Annotated in this window: 20 protein-coding genes; 13 read left to right on the top strand and 7 right to left on the bottom strand. The window is 69.8% G+C overall.

Going from position 1 to position 21,441, the window contains the following annotated elements; all coding sequences use genetic code 11:
- Positions 1-2: 2 nt before the first annotated feature.
- A complete protein-coding gene (locus ACFXK0_RS17360) occupies positions 3-1,220 on the bottom strand; it encodes a PucR family transcriptional regulator (protein WP_379411353.1) in 1,218 nt (405 codons plus the stop codon).
- Between the two features lie 380 nt (positions 1,221-1,600).
- Here ACFXK0_RS17360 and ACFXK0_RS17355 point away from each other — a divergent pair, with 380 nt between their 5' ends.
- Positions 1,601-2,014: a group 1 truncated hemoglobin gene (locus ACFXK0_RS17355; protein WP_379411352.1), complete on the top strand. Its 414-nt coding sequence runs from the start codon at positions 1,601-1,603 to the stop codon at positions 2,012-2,014.
- Between the two features lie 10 nt (positions 2,015-2,024).
- On the opposite strand, the gene ACFXK0_RS17350 is transcribed toward ACFXK0_RS17355, so the two are convergent.
- Positions 2,025-2,915, bottom strand: coding sequence for a LysR family transcriptional regulator (locus tag ACFXK0_RS17350; protein ID WP_379411350.1), 891 nt, complete (start codon positions 2,913-2,915; stop codon positions 2,025-2,027).
- A 71-nt stretch (positions 2,916-2,986) separates the two neighbouring features.
- On the opposite strand from ACFXK0_RS17350, the gene dapA reads away from it, so the two are divergent.
- Together dapA and ACFXK0_RS17340 are read left to right on the top strand one after the other, a co-directional pair.
- The gene (gene dapA, locus ACFXK0_RS17345) at positions 2,987-3,883 is read left to right on the top strand and encodes a 4-hydroxy-tetrahydrodipicolinate synthase (RefSeq protein ID WP_379411349.1); all 897 of its coding nucleotides are present in this window, start codon (positions 2,987-2,989) and stop codon (positions 3,881-3,883) included.
- A gap of 42 nt (positions 3,884-3,925) precedes the next feature.
- Complete coding sequence (locus ACFXK0_RS17340; RefSeq protein ID WP_379411347.1) at positions 3,926-5,449, top strand: DHA2 family efflux MFS transporter permease subunit; 1,524 nt, start codon at positions 3,926-3,928, stop codon at positions 5,447-5,449.
- A gap of 66 nt (positions 5,450-5,515) precedes the next feature.
- On the opposite strand, the gene ACFXK0_RS17335 is transcribed toward ACFXK0_RS17340, so the two are convergent.
- Positions 5,516-5,947, bottom strand: coding sequence for an SRPBCC family protein (locus ACFXK0_RS17335; protein WP_379411346.1), 432 nt, complete (start codon positions 5,945-5,947; stop codon positions 5,516-5,518).
- Between the two features lie 291 nt (positions 5,948-6,238).
- Here ACFXK0_RS17335 and ACFXK0_RS17330 point away from each other — a divergent pair, with 291 nt between their 5' ends.
- From ACFXK0_RS17330 to ACFXK0_RS17310, 5 genes are read left to right on the top strand one after another with little or no spacing between them, the layout of a single operon-like run.
- A complete protein-coding gene (locus tag ACFXK0_RS17330; RefSeq protein ID WP_379411345.1) occupies positions 6,239-7,624 on the top strand; it encodes a sensor histidine kinase in 1,386 nt (461 codons plus the stop codon).
- Positions 7,602-8,012, top strand: coding sequence for a roadblock/LC7 domain-containing protein (locus ACFXK0_RS17325; protein WP_379411344.1), 411 nt, complete (start codon positions 7,602-7,604; stop codon positions 8,010-8,012). The genes ACFXK0_RS17330 and ACFXK0_RS17325 overlap by 23 nt, the downstream gene beginning before the upstream one ends.
- Positions 8,012-8,362, top strand: a complete 351-nt coding sequence (locus tag ACFXK0_RS17320) for a DUF742 domain-containing protein (protein WP_379411343.1) — start codon at positions 8,012-8,014, stop codon at positions 8,360-8,362. The genes ACFXK0_RS17325 and ACFXK0_RS17320 overlap by 1 nt, the downstream gene beginning before the upstream one ends.
- A complete protein-coding gene (locus tag ACFXK0_RS17315; protein ID WP_379411341.1) occupies positions 8,337-8,939 on the top strand; it encodes an ATP/GTP-binding protein in 603 nt (200 codons plus the stop codon). The genes ACFXK0_RS17320 and ACFXK0_RS17315 overlap by 26 nt, the downstream gene beginning before the upstream one ends.
- Positions 8,936-10,141, top strand: coding sequence for a cytochrome P450 (locus ACFXK0_RS17310; protein ID WP_379411339.1), 1,206 nt, complete (start codon positions 8,936-8,938; stop codon positions 10,139-10,141). Before ACFXK0_RS17315 ends, ACFXK0_RS17310 begins: the two co-directional genes overlap by 4 nt.
- Before the next feature lie 3 nt (positions 10,142-10,144).
- Here ACFXK0_RS17310 and ACFXK0_RS17305 read toward each other — a convergent pair whose 3' ends face one another.
- Complete coding sequence (locus ACFXK0_RS17305; protein ID WP_379411338.1) at positions 10,145-10,693, bottom strand: TetR/AcrR family transcriptional regulator; 549 nt, start codon at positions 10,691-10,693, stop codon at positions 10,145-10,147.
- Positions 10,694-10,888: 195 nt separating this feature from the next.
- Here ACFXK0_RS17305 and ACFXK0_RS17300 point away from each other — a divergent pair, with 195 nt between their 5' ends.
- The 4 genes from ACFXK0_RS17300 to ACFXK0_RS17285 all read left to right on the top strand — a co-directional run bounded on the left by ACFXK0_RS17300 (position 10,889) and on the right by ACFXK0_RS17285 (position 16,308).
- Positions 10,889-12,124: a cytochrome P450 gene (locus ACFXK0_RS17300; RefSeq protein WP_379411336.1), complete on the top strand. Its 1,236-nt coding sequence runs from the start codon at positions 10,889-10,891 to the stop codon at positions 12,122-12,124.
- Positions 12,125-12,595: 471 nt separating this feature from the next.
- On the top strand, positions 12,596-13,390 hold the full coding sequence (locus tag ACFXK0_RS17295; RefSeq protein ID WP_379411334.1) for a carbohydrate-binding protein: 795 nt from the start codon (positions 12,596-12,598) through the stop codon (positions 13,388-13,390).
- A gap of 72 nt (positions 13,391-13,462) precedes the next feature.
- On the top strand, positions 13,463-13,855 hold the full coding sequence (locus ACFXK0_RS17290) for a hypothetical protein (protein ID WP_379411333.1): 393 nt from the start codon (positions 13,463-13,465) through the stop codon (positions 13,853-13,855).
- Between the two features lie 386 nt (positions 13,856-14,241).
- On the top strand, positions 14,242-16,308 hold the full coding sequence (locus tag ACFXK0_RS17285; protein WP_379411331.1) for an AMP-binding protein: 2,067 nt from the start codon (positions 14,242-14,244) through the stop codon (positions 16,306-16,308).
- On the opposite strand, the gene ACFXK0_RS17280 is transcribed toward ACFXK0_RS17285, so the two are convergent.
- Genes ACFXK0_RS17280 through pruA form a run of 3 tightly spaced genes read right to left on the bottom strand, consistent with a single transcriptional unit; the run spans position 16,291 to position 19,544 of the window.
- Positions 16,291-16,869 carry a TetR/AcrR family transcriptional regulator gene (locus ACFXK0_RS17280; protein ID WP_379411330.1) on the bottom strand — a complete coding sequence of 193 codons (579 nt, stop codon included), beginning with the start codon at positions 16,867-16,869 and terminating at the stop codon, positions 16,291-16,293. The genes ACFXK0_RS17285 and ACFXK0_RS17280 overlap by 18 nt on opposite strands.
- Positions 16,870-16,929: 60 nt before the next feature.
- Positions 16,930-17,892 (bottom strand): proline dehydrogenase family protein, encoded by a 963-nt coding sequence (locus tag ACFXK0_RS17275; RefSeq protein ID WP_379411328.1) that lies wholly within the window; start codon positions 17,890-17,892, stop codon positions 16,930-16,932.
- Positions 17,892-19,544 carry an L-glutamate gamma-semialdehyde dehydrogenase gene (gene pruA, locus ACFXK0_RS17270; RefSeq protein WP_379411327.1) on the bottom strand — a complete coding sequence of 551 codons (1,653 nt, stop codon included), beginning with the start codon at positions 19,542-19,544 and terminating at the stop codon, positions 17,892-17,894. Before pruA ends, ACFXK0_RS17275 begins: the two co-directional genes overlap by 1 nt.
- A 129-nt stretch (positions 19,545-19,673) precedes the next feature.
- Here pruA and ACFXK0_RS17265 point away from each other — a divergent pair, with 129 nt between their 5' ends.
- Positions 19,674-21,398 (top strand): PucR family transcriptional regulator, encoded by a 1,725-nt coding sequence (locus tag ACFXK0_RS17265; RefSeq protein WP_379411325.1) that lies wholly within the window; start codon positions 19,674-19,676, stop codon positions 21,396-21,398.
- Positions 21,399-21,441: the final 43 nt, after the last annotated feature.

Below are 21,441 nucleotides of genomic sequence, written 5' to 3'. Positions count from 1 at the left end.
GGTCAGACCGGTTCGGTGTCGGCGCTGCGCACGACGAGCGCCGACTGTGCCCGCCAGACCCCTTCGGGGATCGACAGGTCGAAGCCGGTCAGTTCGGTGATCTTCCTGAGCCGGTAGTCGACGGTGTTCATGTGCACATTGAGCTGGCGGGCGCTGCGCCTGCGGTTGAGTTTGTTGCCGAGGTGGATGCGCAGGGTCTCCATCAGCATCGGGTGCGGGTCGAGCGGGTCGAGCAGGGAGCCCAGCTGCGCTCGCGCGGGCGACGGCCGGGTCAGCTGATATTCGACCGCGAGATCGGCGAAACGGTAGAGCCCGGGCGGATAGCGCAGCTGCCGGGCCAGGTTCAGCAGCTCACGCAGGTGATCGACGGTGTGCGGGATGTCCGGCGGGGTCGCCTCGGCGCAGGTGGCGATCAGGGGTGTCTCGGCGGCCGCCGACAGGCGCGGCAGCAAGGCGTCGAGGCCCGCCTCGGCGAACGACGGGATCAGCACGATGCCACCGTGCACATCGAGCAGCGACAGTGTGCCCGGCGGACACTGGGCGGCGATCGCGAGCTGGACGCGGCGCAGCGTGCGCCGGGCGTTGATCCGGGTGTTCGGCGCGGCGCGTTCGTCGTCGTGCTGCGGAAGCCGCACTGCCAGTAGCGCATAACTCGGGGCGACCTCGACGCCGCTCTCCCGGGTGATCGTCGCGGTGTCGTGCCCGCCGAGCAGCGCGGCGGTGAGTGCGGGCGGGGGCCTGCGATGTTCGGCGATCACCGTCTGGAGTTCTTTGATGTAGTCCAGCGACATCGTGGAGGTGATGATGTCGAGCACCTCGGCGGCCAGGCTGCGCGCGACCGTCAATTTGTCGGCGTCGGTGCCTGCCTCGCTCGCGGCGATCAATTCCAGTCCGACTTGAAAGCTTTCGTGCACCGCGTGATTGATCATCTCGATGGGCACGCCGTGGCGGGCCCATCGGGTGGCGGCGAATTTCAGCGGCCGGATGTTCTCCGGGGCGGTGATCTCCCCGCCGTCGAGCAGGGTGACGGCCACGCCGAGACAGGCTCGCGTGACGGCGGTGACGTCGGTCTCGTCGTCGGGTGCGGCCCGGCGCGACACCATGCTCTCGAGGAAATGGCAGACGAGTTCGTCGGCCAGCGCCCGGGTGTTCGGTAGCGGTTCCGGTGCGGCGGTACCGGTTCGGGTGCGGCTCGGGCGTGGTGAATAGTCGGTAGTCATCCGTGACTCCCTCTACTGCGGGCAACGTCCCTCGCGACAGGGATGGTTGGCGTGTAGTTTCCCACGCACCCGCCACGCGCACAAGGTTGAAGTAAATGATCATTCTTGCGTAAGTGTTCGAACGGTTCGCGCGAATGCGTTGGCTGTGGACTCTGGTGTCACGGCGCACACCGGCCGCACTTACTTCGGTAGAACATGCTGTACGCGCATAAATATCGCCCGGACGGTAGGCGGGAATCGTTATGTGACGCTGTGGGGCAAAACCGGCGTGGAGTAACCACCGGCGCGCTAAGTTACTAATAGTTCTGGCTGATCCGCATACCGCGATGGGTAGTGAACATCGCGGTATCGGCGATGCTCGCGCAGCGAGGAGTACTGGCATGAACGGACTCGACGGGACCGGTGTGCCGTCCGGCGGTCCGCCGATCTATGAGCGGATCGGCGGTCTCGAGGCGCTGGAGGTGGTCGTCGACGACCTGTACGCCCGCGTACTCGCCGACGCGGCCTTGTCGCCGTTCTTCACTGGTGTCAACATCGCCCGGATGAAAGGCAGACAGGTCGAATTCTTCGCGGCCGCGCTCGGCGGACCCGACCTCTACGGCGGTGCGTCGCTGCGGCAGGTGCATCGCGGACGCGGCATCACCCACCGCGATTTCGATCTCGTCGCCGGCCACCTCGCCGACGCACTGCGCGCCGCCGGGGTGACCGAGGAACTCACGGTGCGGATCATCGACGTGGTCGCGCCGTTGGCCGACGAGATCGTCTCGGGGCCGGCGGCGAAGCGCGCGCGGTGAGCCGATCCGCCTACCGCGCCGCGGTTTCCGCCGCCGCGTGCAGCGCGTCACGCGCCGCGCGGACGGCGGGATGGGTCGCCGTGCCGTTGCGGTAGGCGAGCGAGGTGCGGCGCCTGGTCGCCAGCGGGGTGAGCGCGACGTCGCTCGGGTGTGCGGGGAGTGCGAGGGCGGGCACGATCGCGGTGCCCGCGCCGGCGGCGACCAGCGCCAGGACGGTGCCGAAATCGTCGGCGTGATGGCGGACGCGCGGGGTGAAACCGGCTGCCTGACAGGCGCGTAACGTCATCGTGTGGCACAGCGTGCCGGAAGTGCCCGCGATCCAGGGGGATTCGCGATGGGCGAGCAGGGGATCGGTGCCTGGCGTGACCGGGTCGCGGGTGGCCAGGTAGACGGTTTCGGTGTAGAGGGGTTCGGCGTGCAGCGCGGGGCCGGGGTCGGCGGGCACCAGGTCGTAATCGTGGACCAAGGCGATGTCCAGGGTGGCCGCGCGCAAGGCGTCGGGGGCGTCGGCCGGGTCGATCTCGGTGACGGTGAGCTCGAGGTGGGGATGGTCGGTGCTCAGCGAGACCAGCGCGGGCGAGAGCAGGGTGCGCGCGGCCGTGGGGAAGGCGCCGATGCGCAGCAGACCGACCAGATCGTCACGGGCGCAAGCCAATTCGGCGTCGGCGTGTTCGAGCGCGGCCAGGATCGTCTCGGTGTGGCCGACCAGCAGGTGCGCCGCGGGCGTGAGAACGACGCGACGGCCGGTGCGTTCCAGCAGCGGCACGCCAGCCTCCCGCTCGAGCGCGGTCAGCTGCTGCGAGACCGCCGAGGGGGTGTAGCTGAGCGCCTCGGCCACCGCGGCGATGGTGCCCCGGTGGGCCAGTTCGCGCAGGAGGCGGAGCTTGCGGACATCCAGCATCAGTTCAGCTTACGTATCACGTCAAGTACGTGAACTGGACTTGATGCATCCGCCGGGCCGACCATGGGCACATGACCGCACTGCACGGACTGTTCGTCCCACTGATCACGCCGTTCGCCGCCGACGGCACCCTCGCCGACGCGGCGCTGACCCGCCACGCGCACCACGTCCTCGACGCGGGCGCGACCGGCCTGGTCGCCCTCGGCACCACCGCCGAACCCAGCGCGCTGAGCCCTGACGAGCGAGCCAGGGTCCTGGAGATCTGCGCCGAGGTGAGCGCGCAGCGGGCCGCACCGCTGATCGTGTGCGCCGGCGGCACCGCGACCGCCGAGGCGATCCGGGCGGTCACCGCGCTGCCCGACCAGGTCGCTGCGGTGCTGTCGGTGGTGCCGTACTACGTGCGTCCCAGCGAGGACGGCGTCATCGCGCACTTCACCGAGCTCGCCGCGCACAGCCCGGTCCCGGTGCTCGTCTACGACGTCCCCTACCGCACCGCCCGGCCGCTGAGCGGTGACACCCTCGTCCGCCTGGCCGCGATCCCGAACATCGCCGGGTTCAAACACAGCGTCGGCGCCATCGACGCGGCCTCGGTCGAGCTGATGGCGCGCGCGGGCACCCGCACGACGGTGCTCAGCGGCGACGACCGCTTCGCCTCGGCCCTGCTCGGCCTCGGCGCCCACGGCGGCATCCTGGCCGCGGCCAATATCGCCCCGGCCGCCTACGCCGCGCTGGTCACCGCCTGGCGCGACGGTGACCTCGCCCGTGGCCGCGCGCTGGGGCACCGGCTCGACGCCCTCGCCGCGGCCCTGTTCGCCGAACCCAACCCGGCCGTGATCAAGGCCGTGCTGGCGGCGCGGGGCCACATTCCCAGCCCCTCGGTGCGGCTGCCGCTGCTGCCCGCCTCCGCCGCGGCGACCGCCACCGCGCTGGCCGCCGAAGCGGCGATCGTGGCCGTCGGGGCAGTGTGACCGGTTGTTGTCATCGACGCGGAAAGGTGCTTGGCTCAAGCGGTGACGAAACCTCCGGATATCGGCGCCGCCGATCCCACTTCCGACAAGCTGGACGCCGCCGTACTCAAGGTGGCCGGCGTGGTCGTCCTCGGCGCGGTGATGTCGATCCTCGACATCACCGTGGTCACCGTGGCGATCCCGACATTCATGACGGACTTCAACGCCTCCGTCGAGGTCGTCGCCTGGACGATGACCGGTTACACCCTGGCCCTGGCCTCGGTCATCCCGATGACCGGCTGGGCCGCCGACCGCTTCGGCACCAAACGCCTCTACATGGCCGCGCTGACCTTCTTCATTCTCGGGTCGGTGCTGTGTTCGATGGCCTGGAGCATCGAGTCGCTGGTGGCCTTCCGCGTCATCCAGGGCATCGGTGGCGGCATGCTGATGCCGCTGGGCATGACGATCATGACCCACGCGGCGGGCCCGGCGCGGATCGGCCGGGTGATGGCGGTGCTGGGTGTGCCGATGCTGCTCGGCCCGATCTGCGGCCCGATCCTGGGCGGCTGGCTCATCGACTCCTTCAGCTGGCACTGGATCTTCCTGATCAACCTGCCGCTGGGGCTGCTCGCACTGGTCCTGTCGTTCATCGTGTTCCCCGCCGACAAGCCCAAGCCGTCGGAATCGTTCGACTTCCTCGGGATGCTGCTGGCCTCGCCGGGTCTGGCGCTGTTCCTGTTCGGTATCTCCTCGATCCCGGAGATGGGCACCGTGTTCTCGGCGCGGGTGCTGATCCCGGTCGTCGTCGGCGCGATCCTGCTGGTGCTGTTCGTGTTCCACGCCCTGCGTACCGAGCACCCGCTGATCGACCTGCGGCTGTTCAAGAACCTGTCACTGCGCTTCTCGGTGCTGACCATGTCGCTGTTCGCCACCGCGTTCTTCGGTGCGGGCTTCCTGCTGCCCAACTATCTGCAGCAGGTGCGTGGTGAGACCGCCTTCGATTCGGGTCTGCTGATGGCCCCGCAGGGCATCGGCGCCATGCTGACCATGCCGGTCGCCGGCTTCCTGGTCGACAAGATCGGACCGGGCAAGATCGTGCTGTTCGGTATCACCTTCATCACCGCGGGCCTGGCCTTCTTCACCCAGCTCGACGCGGACACCTCGTATCTGGTGATCGGCGCCGCGCTGTTCGTGATGGGTCTCGGCATGGGCTGCACCATGATGCCGGTGATGACCGCGGCGATCCAGACGCTGACTCACGCCCAGGTGGCGCGCGGATCGACGCTGATGAACATCATCAACCAGACCGCCGCCTCGATCGGCACCGCGACCATGTCGGTGGTGCTCGCCGCGCAGCTCAACAATCACCCCGAGACCGAGATCGGTATCGCGGCCACCGTGAAACCGGAACTCGCCGCGCAGTTCCCCGCCTCGGTGATCGAACAGGGCAGGCAGCTGGCCGCCGAGGCGTTCAGCCACACCTATTGGGTCGCGGTGATCCTGGCCGCGCTGACACTGATCCCGGCGTTCTTCCTGCCGCGCACCAAACCGAAGGCTCCGGTCGACGCCGAAGCCGTCATGGTCTGAGGCGATCGATTCAGAGGGCCCCGGGGGAGCGTGATGTTCCCCCGGGGCCCTTCTCGCCCGTAGCGCTCAGCCGTAGAGCTTCACGAACGCCTCGAGCGAGCGTTCGATGTCGCCGCGCAGCGCCTTGGCCACCGCCGAACCGATCGGGCCGAACAGGGGCGCGCCACCCAGGTCGATGTCGACACTGACCTTGGAGCCGCTGCCGTGCGCCTCGACGATCATCCCGAGACCGAACTTGGTGCCGCCGATACCCGCGCCGGTGAGCTGCAGGCGCCGCGGCGGCTCGGCCGTGCGCACCGTCCAGGTCACCTTGTTGCGGAACCCCTTCACCCGCGCGATGCCGACCAGCACGGTGCCCGGGGTCAGGTCGTCGGGCAGGGTGCCGCGCCAGGCCTCGTGAATGGTGAGCCAGTCGCCGAGATGGGGGAGATCGGCGGCATGGGCCCACGCCTCGTCCGGCGGGACGGGAACATCGACGGAGAGCTTGAGTTTCGCCACGCCGGGATCGTATCCGGTACCCGAGGTTCCACCTCGAGCGGCTCGAGGCATAGCGGATCAGAATAGATCAGCCGACCAGATCGCGGGGTGGCTTTCGGCGGGAATTCGAAAGCCGGACACAATGATCCGGCCTTGTGATCGTTCACCGTGCTGCTAGTGTGTGCGGGTCGCTGGAACCGGGGCGTGTGGATCGGATAACCGAACACCGCGCGGTCGGCGAATGCCTCCCGGGAAGGCCGGTGAGGGCCTACCGGCCAGGGCGCCCTGTGGTCGATGACGACGAAAGATCTGATGAATTCAGGAATCGCGGTGTTGTTGCTCATCATCGGAGCACCGCTGTTACTGCTCGCGATAGGCGTCGCCGTAGTGGCCATGCGCAACGAGCGGCAACAGCGCCTGCGTACCGATGCGGCCGTCCGGGAACGCCTCGCGATCGAGGAGGCCGTGCACCGGCTGGCGCAGACCACGTTGCCCGCCATCACCGATGCCGTGCGCAGGCACGAGATCCCGCAGATCGGCCTGGAGATGGCCGCCGAGCTGGAGGAGACCCCGGCCGGGCAGGCGCTGCAGTGGATCGCGACCTCGCACGCCGATGACCTGCGCTCGGTCGTCGAGGACACCAGGGCGATGGTCGAGCGCTACAGCGAGCAGCGCCGCACCGCCGAGGTCGCGGCCGCACACGAGCAGGCAGGCAACGAACTGTCGGCGGCCTCGCGGGCGGCGACCAGCGCCGCGGTGCGTTCGTTCGGCACCTCGGTGGTCAGCCTCGGTACCGACCTCGGCCAGGTGGTGAGCGCCGCGCTGCGCGAACACCGAGACGACGCCATCTACGAGACGCTGACCCGCATCGACCACACCGTGCAGCAGATGATCCGGCAGGCGCAGTCCTATGTGATCGTCTCCGGTGGTCTGCCCGGCAGGCGCTGGCCACAGCAGTCGCTCACCGACGTGGCCGGTGGCGCGACCGGCCGGGTCAGGGAGTTCCTGCGGGTGCGCGCGGGACAGTCCGACCGGGTCGTGATCAGCCGCGCGGTCGAGCCGCTCGTGCACACCCTGGCGACCCTGCTCGACAACGCGCTGCGCTATTCGCCGCCGTCGTCGTTCGTGGAGGTCGGTTTCCAGGAGGGTCATCACGGCGTCACCGTCATCATCGACGACGCGGGCATGCGGATGAGTCCCGAGCAGCTCGAGGACGCCCGGCAGGTGCTCAGCGGTGAACGTCCCGTCGACATCCACGATCTCGGCCCCGCGCCGAAGGTCGGCTTCCCCGGCATCGCCGCGCTGGCGCGCCGCTACGGCTTCTCCGTGCACGTCGACGGGCCCAATATCTTCGGCGGTATGCGGGCGATGGTGTATGTGCCCGCCGCACTGCTGGTCTCCGGTGCGGCCCCCCGGCTGCCCGAACCGGAACTCACCGCGCCCGCGCACGTTCCGGTGCCCGTCCCCGACCTCGCCGAGCCCGAACGCGGCGCCGAGGTCCACGAGATCACCAGCGGCGGCCTGCCCAAGCGCCGTCGCAGGCCGGTTGCCCCGGATTCGGCAGGGGCAGTCACCGAATCGGGGCAGGCTCGCCCCGAACTCGCCGCTGCCTGGCACAGCGGTTCCCGGAGCGGTCGCGCCGCTGCGACCGAGCGAACCACGGAAGGAACAGCCGATGAGCACACCGGTGGCCGATAGCACGAACCGATTGGGGTGGCTGCTCGGGGATCTGGAGATCCCCGGCGTCCGCTTCGCGGTGTTGCTGTCCGAGGACGGACTGCGCATCGCTCACTCCCGCGGCATCGCCAAGGACGACGCCGAACGGTTCGCCGCGGCGGCCTCGGGCCTGCGTTCGCTCGGTAAGGCGCTCGGTGAGTTCTGTGGTGGGCCGCAGAACGCGGTGCGCCAGAACATGACCGAATACGACGAGGGCATGATCATGATCACCGCCGCGGGGGTCGGCGCGCTGCTAGGCGTGGCGACCACGGTCGACGTCGATGTCGCCCTGGTCGCCCACCGGATGAACGAGCTGGCCTCGCGGGTCGGTCACGAGATCGGCAGTGCGCCCCGCAACGGTGACAGGTAATGACGCGCGGCAGGCGCGATCCCGACCTGGTCAGGGCGTATGTGCGCACCGGTGGCCGGGTCAAGGCCGCTCGGCAGCTGGACCTGGTGACCCTGGTCCGGGCGGTGGCCGACCCGCGACCTGACCACCGACCCGACGAGCGCCGCGTGCTGGCGTTGCTGAGCCGCCGCGGCGCGCTGTCGGTGGCCGAACTGTCGGCCTATCTCGATCTGCCCGCCTCGGTGGTGAAGATCCTCGTGTCCGATCTGCTCGACAGCGGACACCTCCAGAGCCCCACCCCGGCTGAGGTGAAGCCGGAACTAGCGTTGATCAAGGAGGTGCTGCATGGGCTCCGTGCCCTCGCGGGCTGACGTCGACTACGTCGCGGATACCGTGACCCGGTCGGTGAAGATCCTGGTAGCAGGCAACTTCGGCGTCGGTAAGACCACATTCGTCGGTACCGTGTCCGAGATCAGGCCGCTGCGCACCGAGGAGACGATCACCGAGGCCAGTGTCGGTGTCGACGACATGGCCGGGCTGGGCACCAAGGTGCAGACCACCGTCGCCCTGGACTTCGGCCGCCTCACCCTGAATCCGCAACTGGCGCTGTACCTGTTCGGCACCCCGGGCCAGGAACGTTTCGCCCCGCTGTGGGAGGAACTGGCCCGTGGCGCGCTGGGCGCGCTGGTGCTCGTCGACACCCGCCGCATCGAGAAGGCCGACGACGTGCTCTCGGCGCTCGAACAGCGCGGAGTGCCCTACGCGGTCGCGATCAACGAGTTCGAGGGTTTCCGGCGCTATCCGGTCGAGGAGGTTCGCGAGGCGCTCGACCTGGCGGCGGAGACCCCGGTGGTCGCGGTCGACGCACGTCGCCGTGACCACGGGCTGCGCGCGCTGATCACCCTGGCGGAGTACCTGTTCCACCGGCAGGAAGTCGCCGCGTCATGACCCAGGAGCTGTCGATCGACGAGCGGGTGCCGATGTACGCACCGGAGTTCGCCGCCGATCCGCAGGCCGCCTACCGGGCGATGCGGCGCCGATTCGGTTCCGTGGTGCCGGTGGAACTCTCGCCGGGTATCCACGCGACGCTGGTGATCGGCTATCGCGCCGCGGTCCGCATCCTCAACGATCCCGAGCACTTCCCGGCCGATCCCCGGATGTGGCAGCGCAATATCCCGCAGGACTGCCCGGTGCTGCCGATGTTGCAGTTCCGGCCCGCCGCGCTGCGCACCACCGGCGCCGAGCACGCCCGTTACCGGGAGGCCAATGTGGCCGGGATCGCCGGGGTGGATCTGTACGCGATGCACCACACCGTCGAGCAGTTCGCGATCCCGCTGATCAACAGCTTCTGCACGGCCGGTTCGGCGGATCTGCTGAGCCAGTACGCGTTTCCGCTGGTGTTCCAGGCGCTGAACTCGATGCTCGGGTGCACGCCCGGGATCGGTCAGCAGGTCGCCACCGGCATGGCGCAGATCTTCGAGGGCGACGACGCGGAGGCAGGCAACAACCTGTTGGCCAGCGCGCTGTCGGATCTGGTCGTGCTGCGCAAGCGCGAACCGGGCGACGATGTCGCGACCCGGCTGCTGCGCCATCCCGCCGCGCTCACCGACGAGGAGCTGGTGCATCAGCTGCTGGTGCTCTACGGCGCGGGCATCGAGCCGATGCTGAACCTGGTGGTCAACACGCTGCGGTTGATGCTCACCGACGACCGGTTCGCCGGCGACGTGCTCGGCGGCAGCCTGTCCACCCGCGACGCGCTCGACGAGGTGCTGTTCACCGATCCGCCGCTGGCCAACTTCTGCATGACCTATCCGCGTGAGCCCATCCTGATCGAGGACACGTGGCTGCCCGCCGACGAGCCGGTGGTGATCTCGATGTCGGCGTGCAACAACGATCCGGCCATCGCCGGTCGCGATGTGGTCGACAATCGGGCGCACCTGGCCTGGAGCGCGGGCCCGCACGGATGCCCGGCCAAGTCGGTGGCGTATCTGATCGTGCAGGACGCGATCGACCAGTTGCTCGACGCGCTGCCCGAGCTGTCGCTGGCCGTGCCCGCCGAGGAACTGGTGTGGCGGCCTGGTCCGTTCCATCGTTCGCTGGCCGCGCTGCCGGTGGAGTTCCCGAAGACGCCGCCGCTGCCGATGCCCTGACGGTCAGCGCGAGCGCAGCGTGGGGCCGACGAACCGTTCGACCAGCGCGCGTTCGGCCGCCGCGTCGGTCAGCGGCCAGGTGATCAGGGACAGGACGACCCGCACGATCCAGTCCGCGGCCGCGTCGTCGGGCGCGATGCGGGTCAGCGCGGTCGCCAGCCGGCCGAGTTCGGGTGCGGCGGCCAGGAATTCGTCGGTGCCGGGGGAGCGGTGCCGGATCAGCCACTGTCGCAGCACCGGATCGGCGCGCAGGGCGGTCACGGCCGCGAGAATGGCTTCGACGGGTCTGCGCTGCGGCGGGACCGCCGCCACGGCTGTCTCGACGCGCGCGACGACGGTGCCCGCGGCCCGGACGAGCACGGCGCGGACGAGGCGGGGTTTGCCGCCGACGTAGCGGTAGAGCGTCGCGCGCGAACACCCCGCCGCGGCGGCGATGTCCTCGGCGGTGACGCTGTCGATGCCGTGTTCGAGGAACAGTGCCAGCGCGGCGCGTTCGATGCGGTCGACCGCGACGGCGCGGCGATCACCGCCGGTCAGCCAGTCCTCGGCCATCCTCGCCACCCATTCTCTCGGTGAGACATCCCGGCCACTCTGTCTAGCCGATTCTGTGCTGTTCAGAGAGCCTTTCGCCGGAATCGGTACCGCTCGGCGGCCTCGGCTGCTGTCTCACTCCGAGACGATCGTTGACGGTGTGTTCGCGCCGGAGCACGGTGAGCGCCGATGATCCGACCAGGAAAGGCGGCGGCCATGACCACCGATCTCGCAGCGTTCGACCTGTTCGACCCGGCGGTTCTCGACGACCCGTACCCGCTGTATCGCGCCCTGCGCGCCCAGGCTCCGGTGTACCGCGTGCCGGGGACCGGCTTCTTCCTGGTCTCCTCGTGGGCCGCGGTCACCGAGGCGACCGCGCGCACCGCCGACTTCTCCTCACACCTGACCGGTGTGCTCGTCGCCCAGCCCGGCGCCGCGCCCTCGACCTTCGACCTCGACGTCACCGGGCAGGCCGTGCACGTGCTCGCCACCGCCGACGGCGCCACGCACGCCGCGCATCGCGGCACCGTCGGGCCGGCGCTGGTCAAACGCGTCCGCACACTCGGTCCGGTCGTCACCGCGCTGACCGAACAGCTCTGGGCCGCCGAACTCGACGGCGACCGCATCGACTGGGCCACCGGCATGGCCGACCGGCTGCCGCTGGCGTTGATCGCCGCCCTCGTCGGACTCCCGTCCACCGATGTGCCCCAGCTGCTGACCTGGGCCTACGACGCCACCGAGATGCTGGGTGGCATGGTCGCCGAGGGCCGGATGGCCACCCTGGTGACCTCGGCCGCCGAACTCGCCCACTACGCCCACCTGGCCTTACGGTCGGCGAAAGAGACTGCGGGGGAGCGTGATTCACCCGGCACGCTGCTCGATGTGCTGGTCGCCGCGGTGGCCGAGGGCCGGATCGACGAGCAGCAGGCGGTCCTGATCCTGGTGCAGCTGATCGGCGCCGGCGGCGAGTCGACCGCGGGGTTGATCGCGTCGGCAGCCCGCCTGCTGGCCACCGACCACGACCTGCAAGCCCGGCTGCGGGACCACCCGGACCTGATCCCGGCCTTCCTCGACGAGGCATTGCGGCTGGAATCACCGTTCCGCGGCCATCATCGGCACGTCGTCGCCGACACCCACCTGGGCGGGGTCGAGCTGCCCGCGGGTAGCCATCTGCTGCTGTGGGGCGCGGCCAACCGGGATCCGGCCGTGTACCCCGACGCGGATGCCGTCGACCTGGCGCGCCCGCGTGGCCGGGCGCACGCGGCGTTCGGCGCGGGCGCGCACTTCTGTATCGGGTCAGCACTGGCCCGGCTCGAAGCGACCGCCGCGCTCACCCTGCTGCTGGACCGCACCAGCCACTTCACCCTGCGGATCGATGAGCCACCGCGCTGGGTGCCGAGCCTGCTGGTCCGCCGCCACGCGAGCCTGCCGCTGCGTGTCGAACCGCGATGACCACCGCACCGGTCGAGGCGCGCGAGGGCAGTGCCCGCCATGCCGAGCTGATCACCGCCGGAATCCTGGCCTTCCTCGCCTGAATCGGGCAGGCTCCCCGGGGAATTCACCGGACGTCGCGCAATGTTCGCCACTGTCCGGGACAGTGGCAGCTCGGGTGCGTGACAAACACCCTCGCCGGCAACCGGCGCGGTTGTCGGCAACATCCGGCAAATCTCGGCACCAGCCGGAGCTGCGAATTTAACCACAAGATAGCCGGTCATGGATACCGGTTGGTTCGGAGCGTGGAAGTTGGCCGGATTCGCAGCCGGTGGAAGAAATCGCGAAATACCGATGGGTAAGGGAATTTCGGGTGCGCACCGACTCTTGACGGCCGATCTTCGCCGTCCTACTGTCCCTTTCGCTCGAAATGTTTCCCGGACGGCACGCCGGCCCCTGCCGTCCTCCGTGTGCGTTTCCAAGGAGTATTCAGTGAGAAATCGTTTTCTGTTCCTCGCCGGTGCGATGGCATTGGCGCCCCTGTCCACCCTGCTCGTTCCCGCCGGGAATGCCCATGCGCACGGGTGGATCACCGGCCCCGCCAGCAGACAGGAACAGTGCGCCGCCGGAATCGTGTCCTGCGGCGCGGTGCGCTACGAACCGCAGAGCGTCGAAGGTCCCAAGGGGCTCACCAATTGCAGCGCGAACAAGTATCCGGAACTCGACGACGACACTCTCGGCTGGGTGCCGCAGAAAGTCTCCGGCGCCACGAGTTTCACCTGGAAGAACACCGCCAATCATCGGACCCTGAATTGGGAATACTTCCTCGGCGACACCAGAATCGCGGTGTTCGACGGGCGTAACGAACAGCCGCCGATGGAAGTCACCCACACCATCGATCTGTCGCAGTATTCCGGCCGTCAGACATTGCGGGCGGTCTGGAACATCGGTGATACCGCCGCGGCCTTCTACAGCTGCGTCGACCTCGAGATCGGCGGCAGCTCGACGCCGACCACCACCCCGAAGCCGACGACAACGACCCCCGCCCCCACCACAACGAAACCACCGACGACCACGAAACCACCCACGACCACAACTCCGGGTGGCGGCCACGAACACCCGACCACCACCGCACCGGCCACCCCGCCCTGGCGCCACGGCGCCACCTACGCCATCGGCGACACAGTCACCTACGACGGTGTCACCTACACCTGCCGGCAGGCGCACACTGTGCACGACCCCAATTGGACGCCACCGAACACCCCGGCGCTGTGGTCGCGGGCATGAATCGCGTGTGTTCTCCCACCATCGATTCGCCGATCGGGTGAGGATTGAGGCCGACTCGAAGGGACGTGAGAGATGAGTGACAGGAAATTCGCCTTCGCCACCGCGGCCACCGGCGCGGCGATGCTGGCCATGACGATCGGCGCACCCACCGCATCGGCGGGGGTCTCGCAATTGACCGTCAAACCGAACCTCAGTGTCGGTTCGTCGACCAATTACGGCACCGGGTGCACGTATCAATTGCTGGCCAGGCTCAGCGTCGGCATTGTTCCTGTGTCTTTCTACGACAACGGCGTGCTCTTGGCCGTGGTCGCGCCGACCGACGGTGTCGCCATGCTGAACTGGGTGCCCGCGAGCACCGGCATCCACACCATGACCGCCTACCAGGACGGCATCGGTGCGAGCTCCACCGTCTCGGTGGGCCGCGGCTACCAGTTCGGCGAATCCTGCGTGGTCACCGGCGGCTGACCCGGCGCACGGCAGTGACCCGGTCCGGCGAACCGGGCCACTGCCGTCGGCCACCTATTTCGCCGAGTCGCGCCGACGACGTGCAGCTCGTCGATGACCACGATGAGCCCGTCCTTGTGCGCTGGGCGGCTTCGCGCGCGGAGCCGATGAGCAGCTGAGCCGGGTGCACGCCGTTGGACAGTTTCACATCTGCAACGTCGCGGGGTGTGGCGCGCAAACCAAACTCCGGCGAAAACCATCCCAAACCACCGGTTTTGTCTGATTCTTGATCAGGGATCAGCACGGGAGGGTACCGTGACGACCCGCGCGGAGGTATCGGCCGCCGCGCCCATTTTCGCCCGCCGACCGAGCCGGTCGAACAGGCCGACGGGAAGAGAACACGCAGTTTGGTCACCGACGTCATCGATGTCACCGCGGATTTCACCATCGCGCGGCAGGCATTGTGGGATGTACTGCTGGAGCCGCAGAGCTATCCGCGGATGTTCACCGGGATCGGCAGTTGCGAACGGGTCGAACGCCCCGACGGGGCGGTGGTGTGGCAGGTCCGCGTCGGTTCGGCGGCCGCGGGGATCGAGACCCACGAATTCGTCCTCTCGATCGGGCGCTGGTACGAGAGTTTCGAACTGCGCAGCTCCCAGCTGGGCAGCTTCGCCGCGATCAGATTGCGCGGCGACCAGCAGCGCACCCGCCTCGACATCACCCTGTTCGCCGCCGCGCGGGTGCATCCGTCGCTGGCGAAGTGCGCGAATTCGGTGGTCACCGACTGGGTTCGGGCCGGGCTGCGCCGCACCGCCGACGTGATCGCAGGCACCAGGTCCTCGGTGGTGGTCAATGCCGAACGTTCCCCGCTGCGCCGCAATGCCGGGGTGGCCCGCAACATCGCGGCGACCGGGTTGATGCGCCCGGAGCCGGTGTCGATCGTGCGGCAGCTGCGCTCACTGTCGAAGTGGGGTTTCAATCTGGCCGGCGGGTACGCGGCGGGCGCGGCGTACGCCCCGGACCGTCCCGCGCTGATCGACCCGCACGGCCGGCGCACCTTCGGCGAGGTCGACGTCCGCTCCACCGCGCTGGCCGGGGCGATGTACGCGCTCGGGCTGCGCGCCGGTGACGCGATCGGCCTGCTGGCGCGCAACCACGCGGGCATGGTCGAAACCATGGTCGCGGCCGGCAAACTCGGCGTCGACGTGGCCCTGCTCAACGCGGGCCTGTCCGGGCGGCGGATCGAGGAGATCGTGCAGCGGCACCGGCTCAACGCGGTCTTCGTCGACGGTGAACTGGAAACGCTGATCCGCTACCTGCACAACGATGTTCCGCGTTTCACCACCGACGACCAGCCGCCGGACCGGGAACGCACCACGATCGAGAGCCTGATCGCGCTGGGCGAGAAGGACTTCCCGGTGCCCGCGCATCCTGGCCGGCTGATCGTGCTCACCTCGGGCACCAGCGGCTCACCCAAGGGCGCGCGCCGCCCGCATGCCAAGGGCTTCGGCACCATCGCCGCACTGCTGTCGCGGATCCCGCTGCGCGTCGAGGAGGTCATGCTCATCCCCGCGCCGCTGTTCCACACCTGGGGGCTGGCCGGGCTGCAGTTGAGCACCGCGCTGCGCGCCACCGTTGTCCTCAGTGACGGCTTCGACGCCCTCGCCTGCCTGCACGCGATCGCCGAACACCGGATCACCACGCTGATCGTGGTCCCGACGATGGTGGAACGCCTGCTCGACGTCCCCGAATCCGTGCGCGCGGGCCTCGATCTGTCCAGCCTGCGCCAGGTGATCAGCTGTGGCGCACCGCTGGCCGGGGCGACCGTGCTGCGCTTCCTGGACACCTTCGGCGATCTGCTCTACAACGTCTACGGCTCGACCGAGGTGTCGTGGGCGAGTGTGGCGACCCCGGCCGACCTGCGCGTCTCGCCGACCACAGCGGGCAGGCCGCCGCTGGGGACCCGGGTCGCGGTGCTCGGCCCCGATCTGCGGCCGGTGCCGGTGGGCACCACCGGGCACATCTTCGTCGCCAATCACATGCTCTTCGACGGCTATGTCAACTCGGCGCCGCCGGAGGAGGCCGACGGCATGCTCGACACCGGCGACCTGGGCTACCTCGACGCTTCGGGCCGGCTGTTCGTGGCGGGCCGCGACGACGAGATGATCATCTCCGGCGGCGAGAACGTGTTCCCGCGGCCGGTGGAGGAGGCGCTCGCGCATCTGCCGCAGATCACCGAGGTCGCCGTGGTCGGCGTGCCGGACCGGGAGTTCGGGCAGCGGCTGGCCGCGTTCGTGGTGAAACGGGAGGGGGCGGGCCTGGATTCGGACATGGTCCGCACCTATATCCGCAATCGGCTCAGCCGGTTCTCGGTCCCGCGCGACGTGACCTTCCTGAGCGCGCTGCCGCGCGGTGAGACCGGCAAGATCCTCAAACGGGTACTGGTGCATCCGGAGTCAGCGCTGAGCGAGTAGCGCGTCCAGCGCGCGGACCAGTGTCGCGTCGGCCTGCTCGCGGGTCAGGCCGCGCCGGTCCTCGAGGTGGTGGCGCATCGGCCAGGCCAGGGTGCCGTCGAGGAGATCGAGCAGCTCCGGGTCGGTGCCGAGTTCCGGGGCGAACAGCCTGCCCAGGGTGGCGCGGATGGTGTGGTCGGTCGCGCGCATCCGGGCATCGATCGCGGCGACGGTGCGCGATTCCTGCAGGCCGGGCAGCCGGGGTGTGCGCTGGAGATCGAAGATGGCCGCGCTCTGGCGCACCGCGCTGATGATGCGCTCGGCGAGCGGCCGGGCGGGGTCGGGCTCGATCAGGCACGCCTCGACCAGCTCGGACTGCCGCTCGACGGCGGCCACCAGCAGCGCCTCCCGGTCGGCGAAGTGCACGAAGACACTGCGTTCCGAGGCGCCGGCCCGCGCGGCGACGTCGCGGGTGGTCGGCGCGAAATCACCGTCGGCGATGGCCGCCAGCAGCGCGTCGATGATGGCCAGGCGCGTCTTCGCCGGATCCCGCCGCCGCCGCGACTGCTGCCCTGAACTCATCGATCCATCACAGCACAGCCCGCCCGCCGCAGGGTTACTCGCCTCTCGCCGCGGGGCTCCTCACCCGTTCCCGGCGGTGAGGGCGCGCAGGAAGAAGCCGAGGTTGGCGGGCCGTTCGGCCAGCCTGCGCATGAAATAGCCGTACCACTGGTCGCCGTAGGGCACATACACGCGAACGTGGTTGCCCGCGGCGGCGAGTCGCTGCTGCTCGTCGGCGCGGATCCCGTACAGCATCTGATACTCGTACTCCTCGGCCTTGCGCTGGGCCGACTGCACCCCGACCTGTGCCGCGGCGAGCACCGCCGGATCGTGCGAGGCGATCATCGGATAGCCCGCGCCCGCGGTGAGCACCGCCAGACACCGCAGATACGACGCGTCGACCTCGGCGCGCTCCCGGAAGGCCACCGCCACCGGCTCGTCATAGGCGCCCTTGCACAACCGGATTCGCGATCCGGGGCCCGCCAGCGCGCGGCAGTCGTCCTCGGTGCGCCGCAGGTAGGCCTGCAGCACCGTGCCCAGCCAGGGAAAGTCCGCGCGCAGCTCACGCACGATCGACAGCGTCGAATCGGTGGTGGTGTGGTCTTCGGCATCGACGGTCACCCAGACACCCGAGGCTTCGGCGGCCGCGCAGATCCGGTGGGCGTGCTCGCGGGCGATCGCGTGCCCGTCGCGGGGCAGCGCCTGGCCCAGCGCCGACAGTTTCACCGAAACCTCCAGCGGCCGGACGGCTCCGGTGGCGACCTGGGCCTGCGGCAGCCGGCCGAGCGCGGTGACGAGGGTGCGGTACTGCTCGACGGTCGCGGCGGCCAGGGCGAGATCGGTGGTGTCCTCGCCGAGATAGTCGATGCTGACGAAACAACCCGAGCGCAACAGGGTTTCGGCGGTGCGCACGGCGTCCTCGACGGTGGTGCCCGCGACGAAACGGGCCACCACCTCGCGCGAGACCGGCAATCGGGTGATCGCGCGTTCCAGCCGCGGTGACCGTGCGGCGGCCAGCAGCGACGAGCGCAGCACGGCCGCCATCAGCCGGCCGCCGTCTCGGTCGCCTGATGGGGATAGTGGTGGTCGGTGGGCGGGGTGAAGGTCTCCTTGATCGTGCGGGCCGAGGTCCAGCGCAGCAGGTTCTGCGCCGAACCCGCCTTGTCGTTGGTGCCCGAGGCACGCCCGCCGCCGAAGGGCTGCTGCCCGACCACCGCGCCCGAGGGTTTGTCGTTGATGTAGAAGTTGCCCGCGGCGAAGGTGAGCCGCTCGGTGGCCGCGGTGATCGCGGCGCGGTCCTCGGCGATGATCGAGCCGGTCAGCCCGTAGGCGCTGCCCCGGTCGACGAGATCCATGGCATCGGCGAAACCGCCCGGGGTGCTGTCGTCGTAGACGTGTACGGCCAGGATCGGGCCGAAGTACTCGGTGTGGAAGACCTCGTCGGCGGGATCGTCGCCGACCAGGACCGTCGGTTCGACGAACCAGCCCTCGCTGTCGTCGGTGTGCCCGCCCGCGACCACCGTCACGCCGGGGGTGGCCTTGGCCCGGTCCAGCGCGGCGGCATTGCGGTCGAAGGCCCGCCGATCGATCAGTGCGCCACCGAAATTCGTGAAATCGGTGACATCGCCGTAGCGCAGCGCCGCGGTCTTCTCGATCAGGTCCTCCGACATCGCCGTCCACACCGAGCGGGGGACGAACGCGCGCGAGGCGGCCGAGCACTTCTGGCCCTGATAGTCGAACGCGCCACGCAGCAGGGCGGTGGTCAGTACCGCCGGATCGGCCGACGGATGCGCGAGCACGAAGTCCTTGCCGCCGGTCTCGCCGACCAGTCGCGGATAGGTGCGGTACCGGTCGAGCCGCTGCGCCACTTCGCGCCACAGGTGCTGGAAGGTGGCCGTCGATCCGGTGAAGTGCACACCGGCCAGTCGCGGGTCGGCCAGCACCACTTCCGAGATCTCCGGGCCAGGCCCGTTGACCAGGTTGATCACGCCCGGTGGCAGTCCGGCCGCAATCAGCAGCCGCATGGTCAGGTACGCCGCGAGGGCCTGGGACCTGGACGGTTTCCACACCACGGTGTTGCCCATCAGGGCGGGCGCGGTCGGCAGGTTGCCCGCGATGGCGGTGAAGTTGAACGGGGTGACCGCGTAGACGAATCCTTCCAGGGAGCGGTACTGCATCCGGTTCCAGACACCCCGCGTGGAGATCGGTTGCTCGGCCAGGATCCCGCGCGCGAAGTACACATTGAACCGCCAGAAGTCGACCAGCTCGCAGGGTGCGTCGATCTCGGCCTGATAGGCCGATTTGGATTGGCCGAGCATGGTCGCCGCGGCGATCCGCGCCCGCCAGGGACCGGCCAGCAGATCGGCGGCGCGCAGGAAGATCGCGGCCCGGTCCTCGAAGGACATGGCCCGCCAGTCCGGGGCGGCGGCGGTGGCGGCCGCGACGGCGGCGGCCGCCTCCGCGGCGCTCGCGTCCCGCAGGGTGCCCACGACCGCGGCGTGCCGATGCGGCTGGACGACCGCGAACTCCGGCCCGTCGCCACGGAGCCGGTGACCGCCGATGACGTGGGTGATCTCGGTGGGGGTGGCGGCGAGGTCGGCGAGTGCGGTTTGCAGTGCGCGACGTTCCGGGGTTCCCGGCGCGAAGCTGCTGACCGGTTCGTTGACCGGGGGTGGAGTGATCGCGATGGCGTCCATGGGTGCGGCTCCTGCGTCGTAGTGGCGGGATGTGACGTAGTCAACACCGATACCCGACGCGCATAATCAGCTGATCGGACGAATATCCGGCATGGGGTTCGTCCGATCGGCCAAAGGACGGAGACAGTGATGTCCGACGACGCCACCACCCTCGGCGAGCTGCTCGCCGCGCTCGACCAGACCGTCGCCACCCTGCTCTACGCGCCCGCGGGCGAGGGCGTGGCACTGCGCTCGGTCGCGCTCGGCGAACCGGCCGACCTCGCCGATATCGCCGGGGCGCTGCCCGGGGTCTACCTGCTCGTCGGCGCCGATGCCGAGGCGACGGTGCGCTGGTTGCGCGCAGTGGGCACACGCGAGTGGGCGCTGCGGCCGCGGGTGCTGATGACCAAGAGCGCCGCGGACTCGCCCGCGGTCCGCGCAGCCGCACGCGACGCCGATATCGCGCTGGTGCACCTGCACCGCCATGCCCGCTGGGAGCAGGTGTTCCCGCTGGTGCGCCGGATGCTGGCCCGCTCGCCCGGCCAGCGCGCGGCCGCGGGCGAGCACGACCTGCTCGCCCCCGACACCGACCTGTTCGGTCTCGCGCAGGTGGTCGCCAGGGAAACCGGCGGCATGGTCTCCATCGAGGACCCGCACTCGCACGTCCTCGCCTATTCGGCCTCCGATTCCGCCGCGGACCGGCTACGCATCCAGTCCATCCTCGGCCGCGAGGGTCCGGCCGACTATCTGCGGATCCTGCGGTCCTGGGGCGTGTTCGACCGGGTGCGGCGCAGCGACGACGTCGTCGATGTGCCCGAGCATCCCGAACTCGAGATGCGGCGCAGGCTCGTCGTCGGCATCCGGCGCGGCACGGGCGCCGGGACGCGCATGCTCGGCACCATCTGGTTGCAGCAGGGCGCCGAACCATTGCGGCCCGACGCCGCGCAGGTGCTGCGCGGCGCGTCCGCGGTGGCCGCCCGGATCATCGCGCGCAGGCAGGGCGCGCCGTCGACCGAGGCACTGCTGGTGCGCAGGCTGTTCGGCGCGCACGGTGACGGCGTCGACGTGCCGTCGGTCGCCGCGGCCCTCGACCTGCCGATCGACGGTCCCGCCGCGGTCATCGGCTTCGCCGAACTCGGGGACGTGCCGGGTGCCCAGATCGGTTCGGCGGACCGCGGTGTAGGCCGGGTGGACGCGGCGGGCCGGGCCCGGGCTGCGGCCGAGATCCGGGATGCCGGGGCGGACACCGCTACTGCTTCCGGGGTGGCGAGCGGCCTGATCCGGTTGTACGCCAGCGCTTTTCGCGAAGACTCGGTGACCGAGGTGATCGGCGACCGGGTCTATGTGCTGCTGCCTGCCTATCACTCCGTCGCCGGTGTCGGCTCGTGGGTGCGCGAGCTCCTCGCTCAGCTCGAACAGGCTCGCGGGCTGGTGCTGCGTGCCGCGGTGGCGGCGCCGGTCGCCGGGCTGGCCGCGGTCGCGTCCGCGCGCGGTGAGGTCGATCGGGTGCTCGACAGCCCGGCCGGCCCGGACGCCCGGGTCAGCACCCTGGCCGAGGCGCTGACCGCGGTGTTGCTGGCCGAGATCGTCGAGCTGGTGCGCGCCCGGCCGCACTTGCACGACCCGCGCCTGGCCGCGCTCGACGACTACGACCGCGCGCACGGCGCCGAGTTGCGGCACTCGGTGCAGGCATATCTGCGCGCGCACGGGGAAGTGAGTGTCGCGGCGGCCGCCTTGCGGGTGCATCCGAACACGTTGCGCTACCGCCTGCGCCGGGTCGAGGCCGTCCTCGGGATCGCGCTGAGCGACCCCGCGGACCGCCTGCTCCTGGAGCTGCAACTCGCCGCGCTGCCCGAATCGGGTACCCAGCCGTAGCTATTGCAGTTATGCTGCAATAGCTACGGCCGACCTGCCGAGC

This window comes from Nocardia sp. NPDC059177 (genome assembly GCF_042755165.1).
GTDB lineage: Bacteria > Actinomycetota > Actinomycetes > Mycobacteriales > Mycobacteriaceae > Nocardia.
Note: the sequence above shows the minus strand (reverse complement) of the source record. Positions and strands in the feature narration are given on the sequence as shown.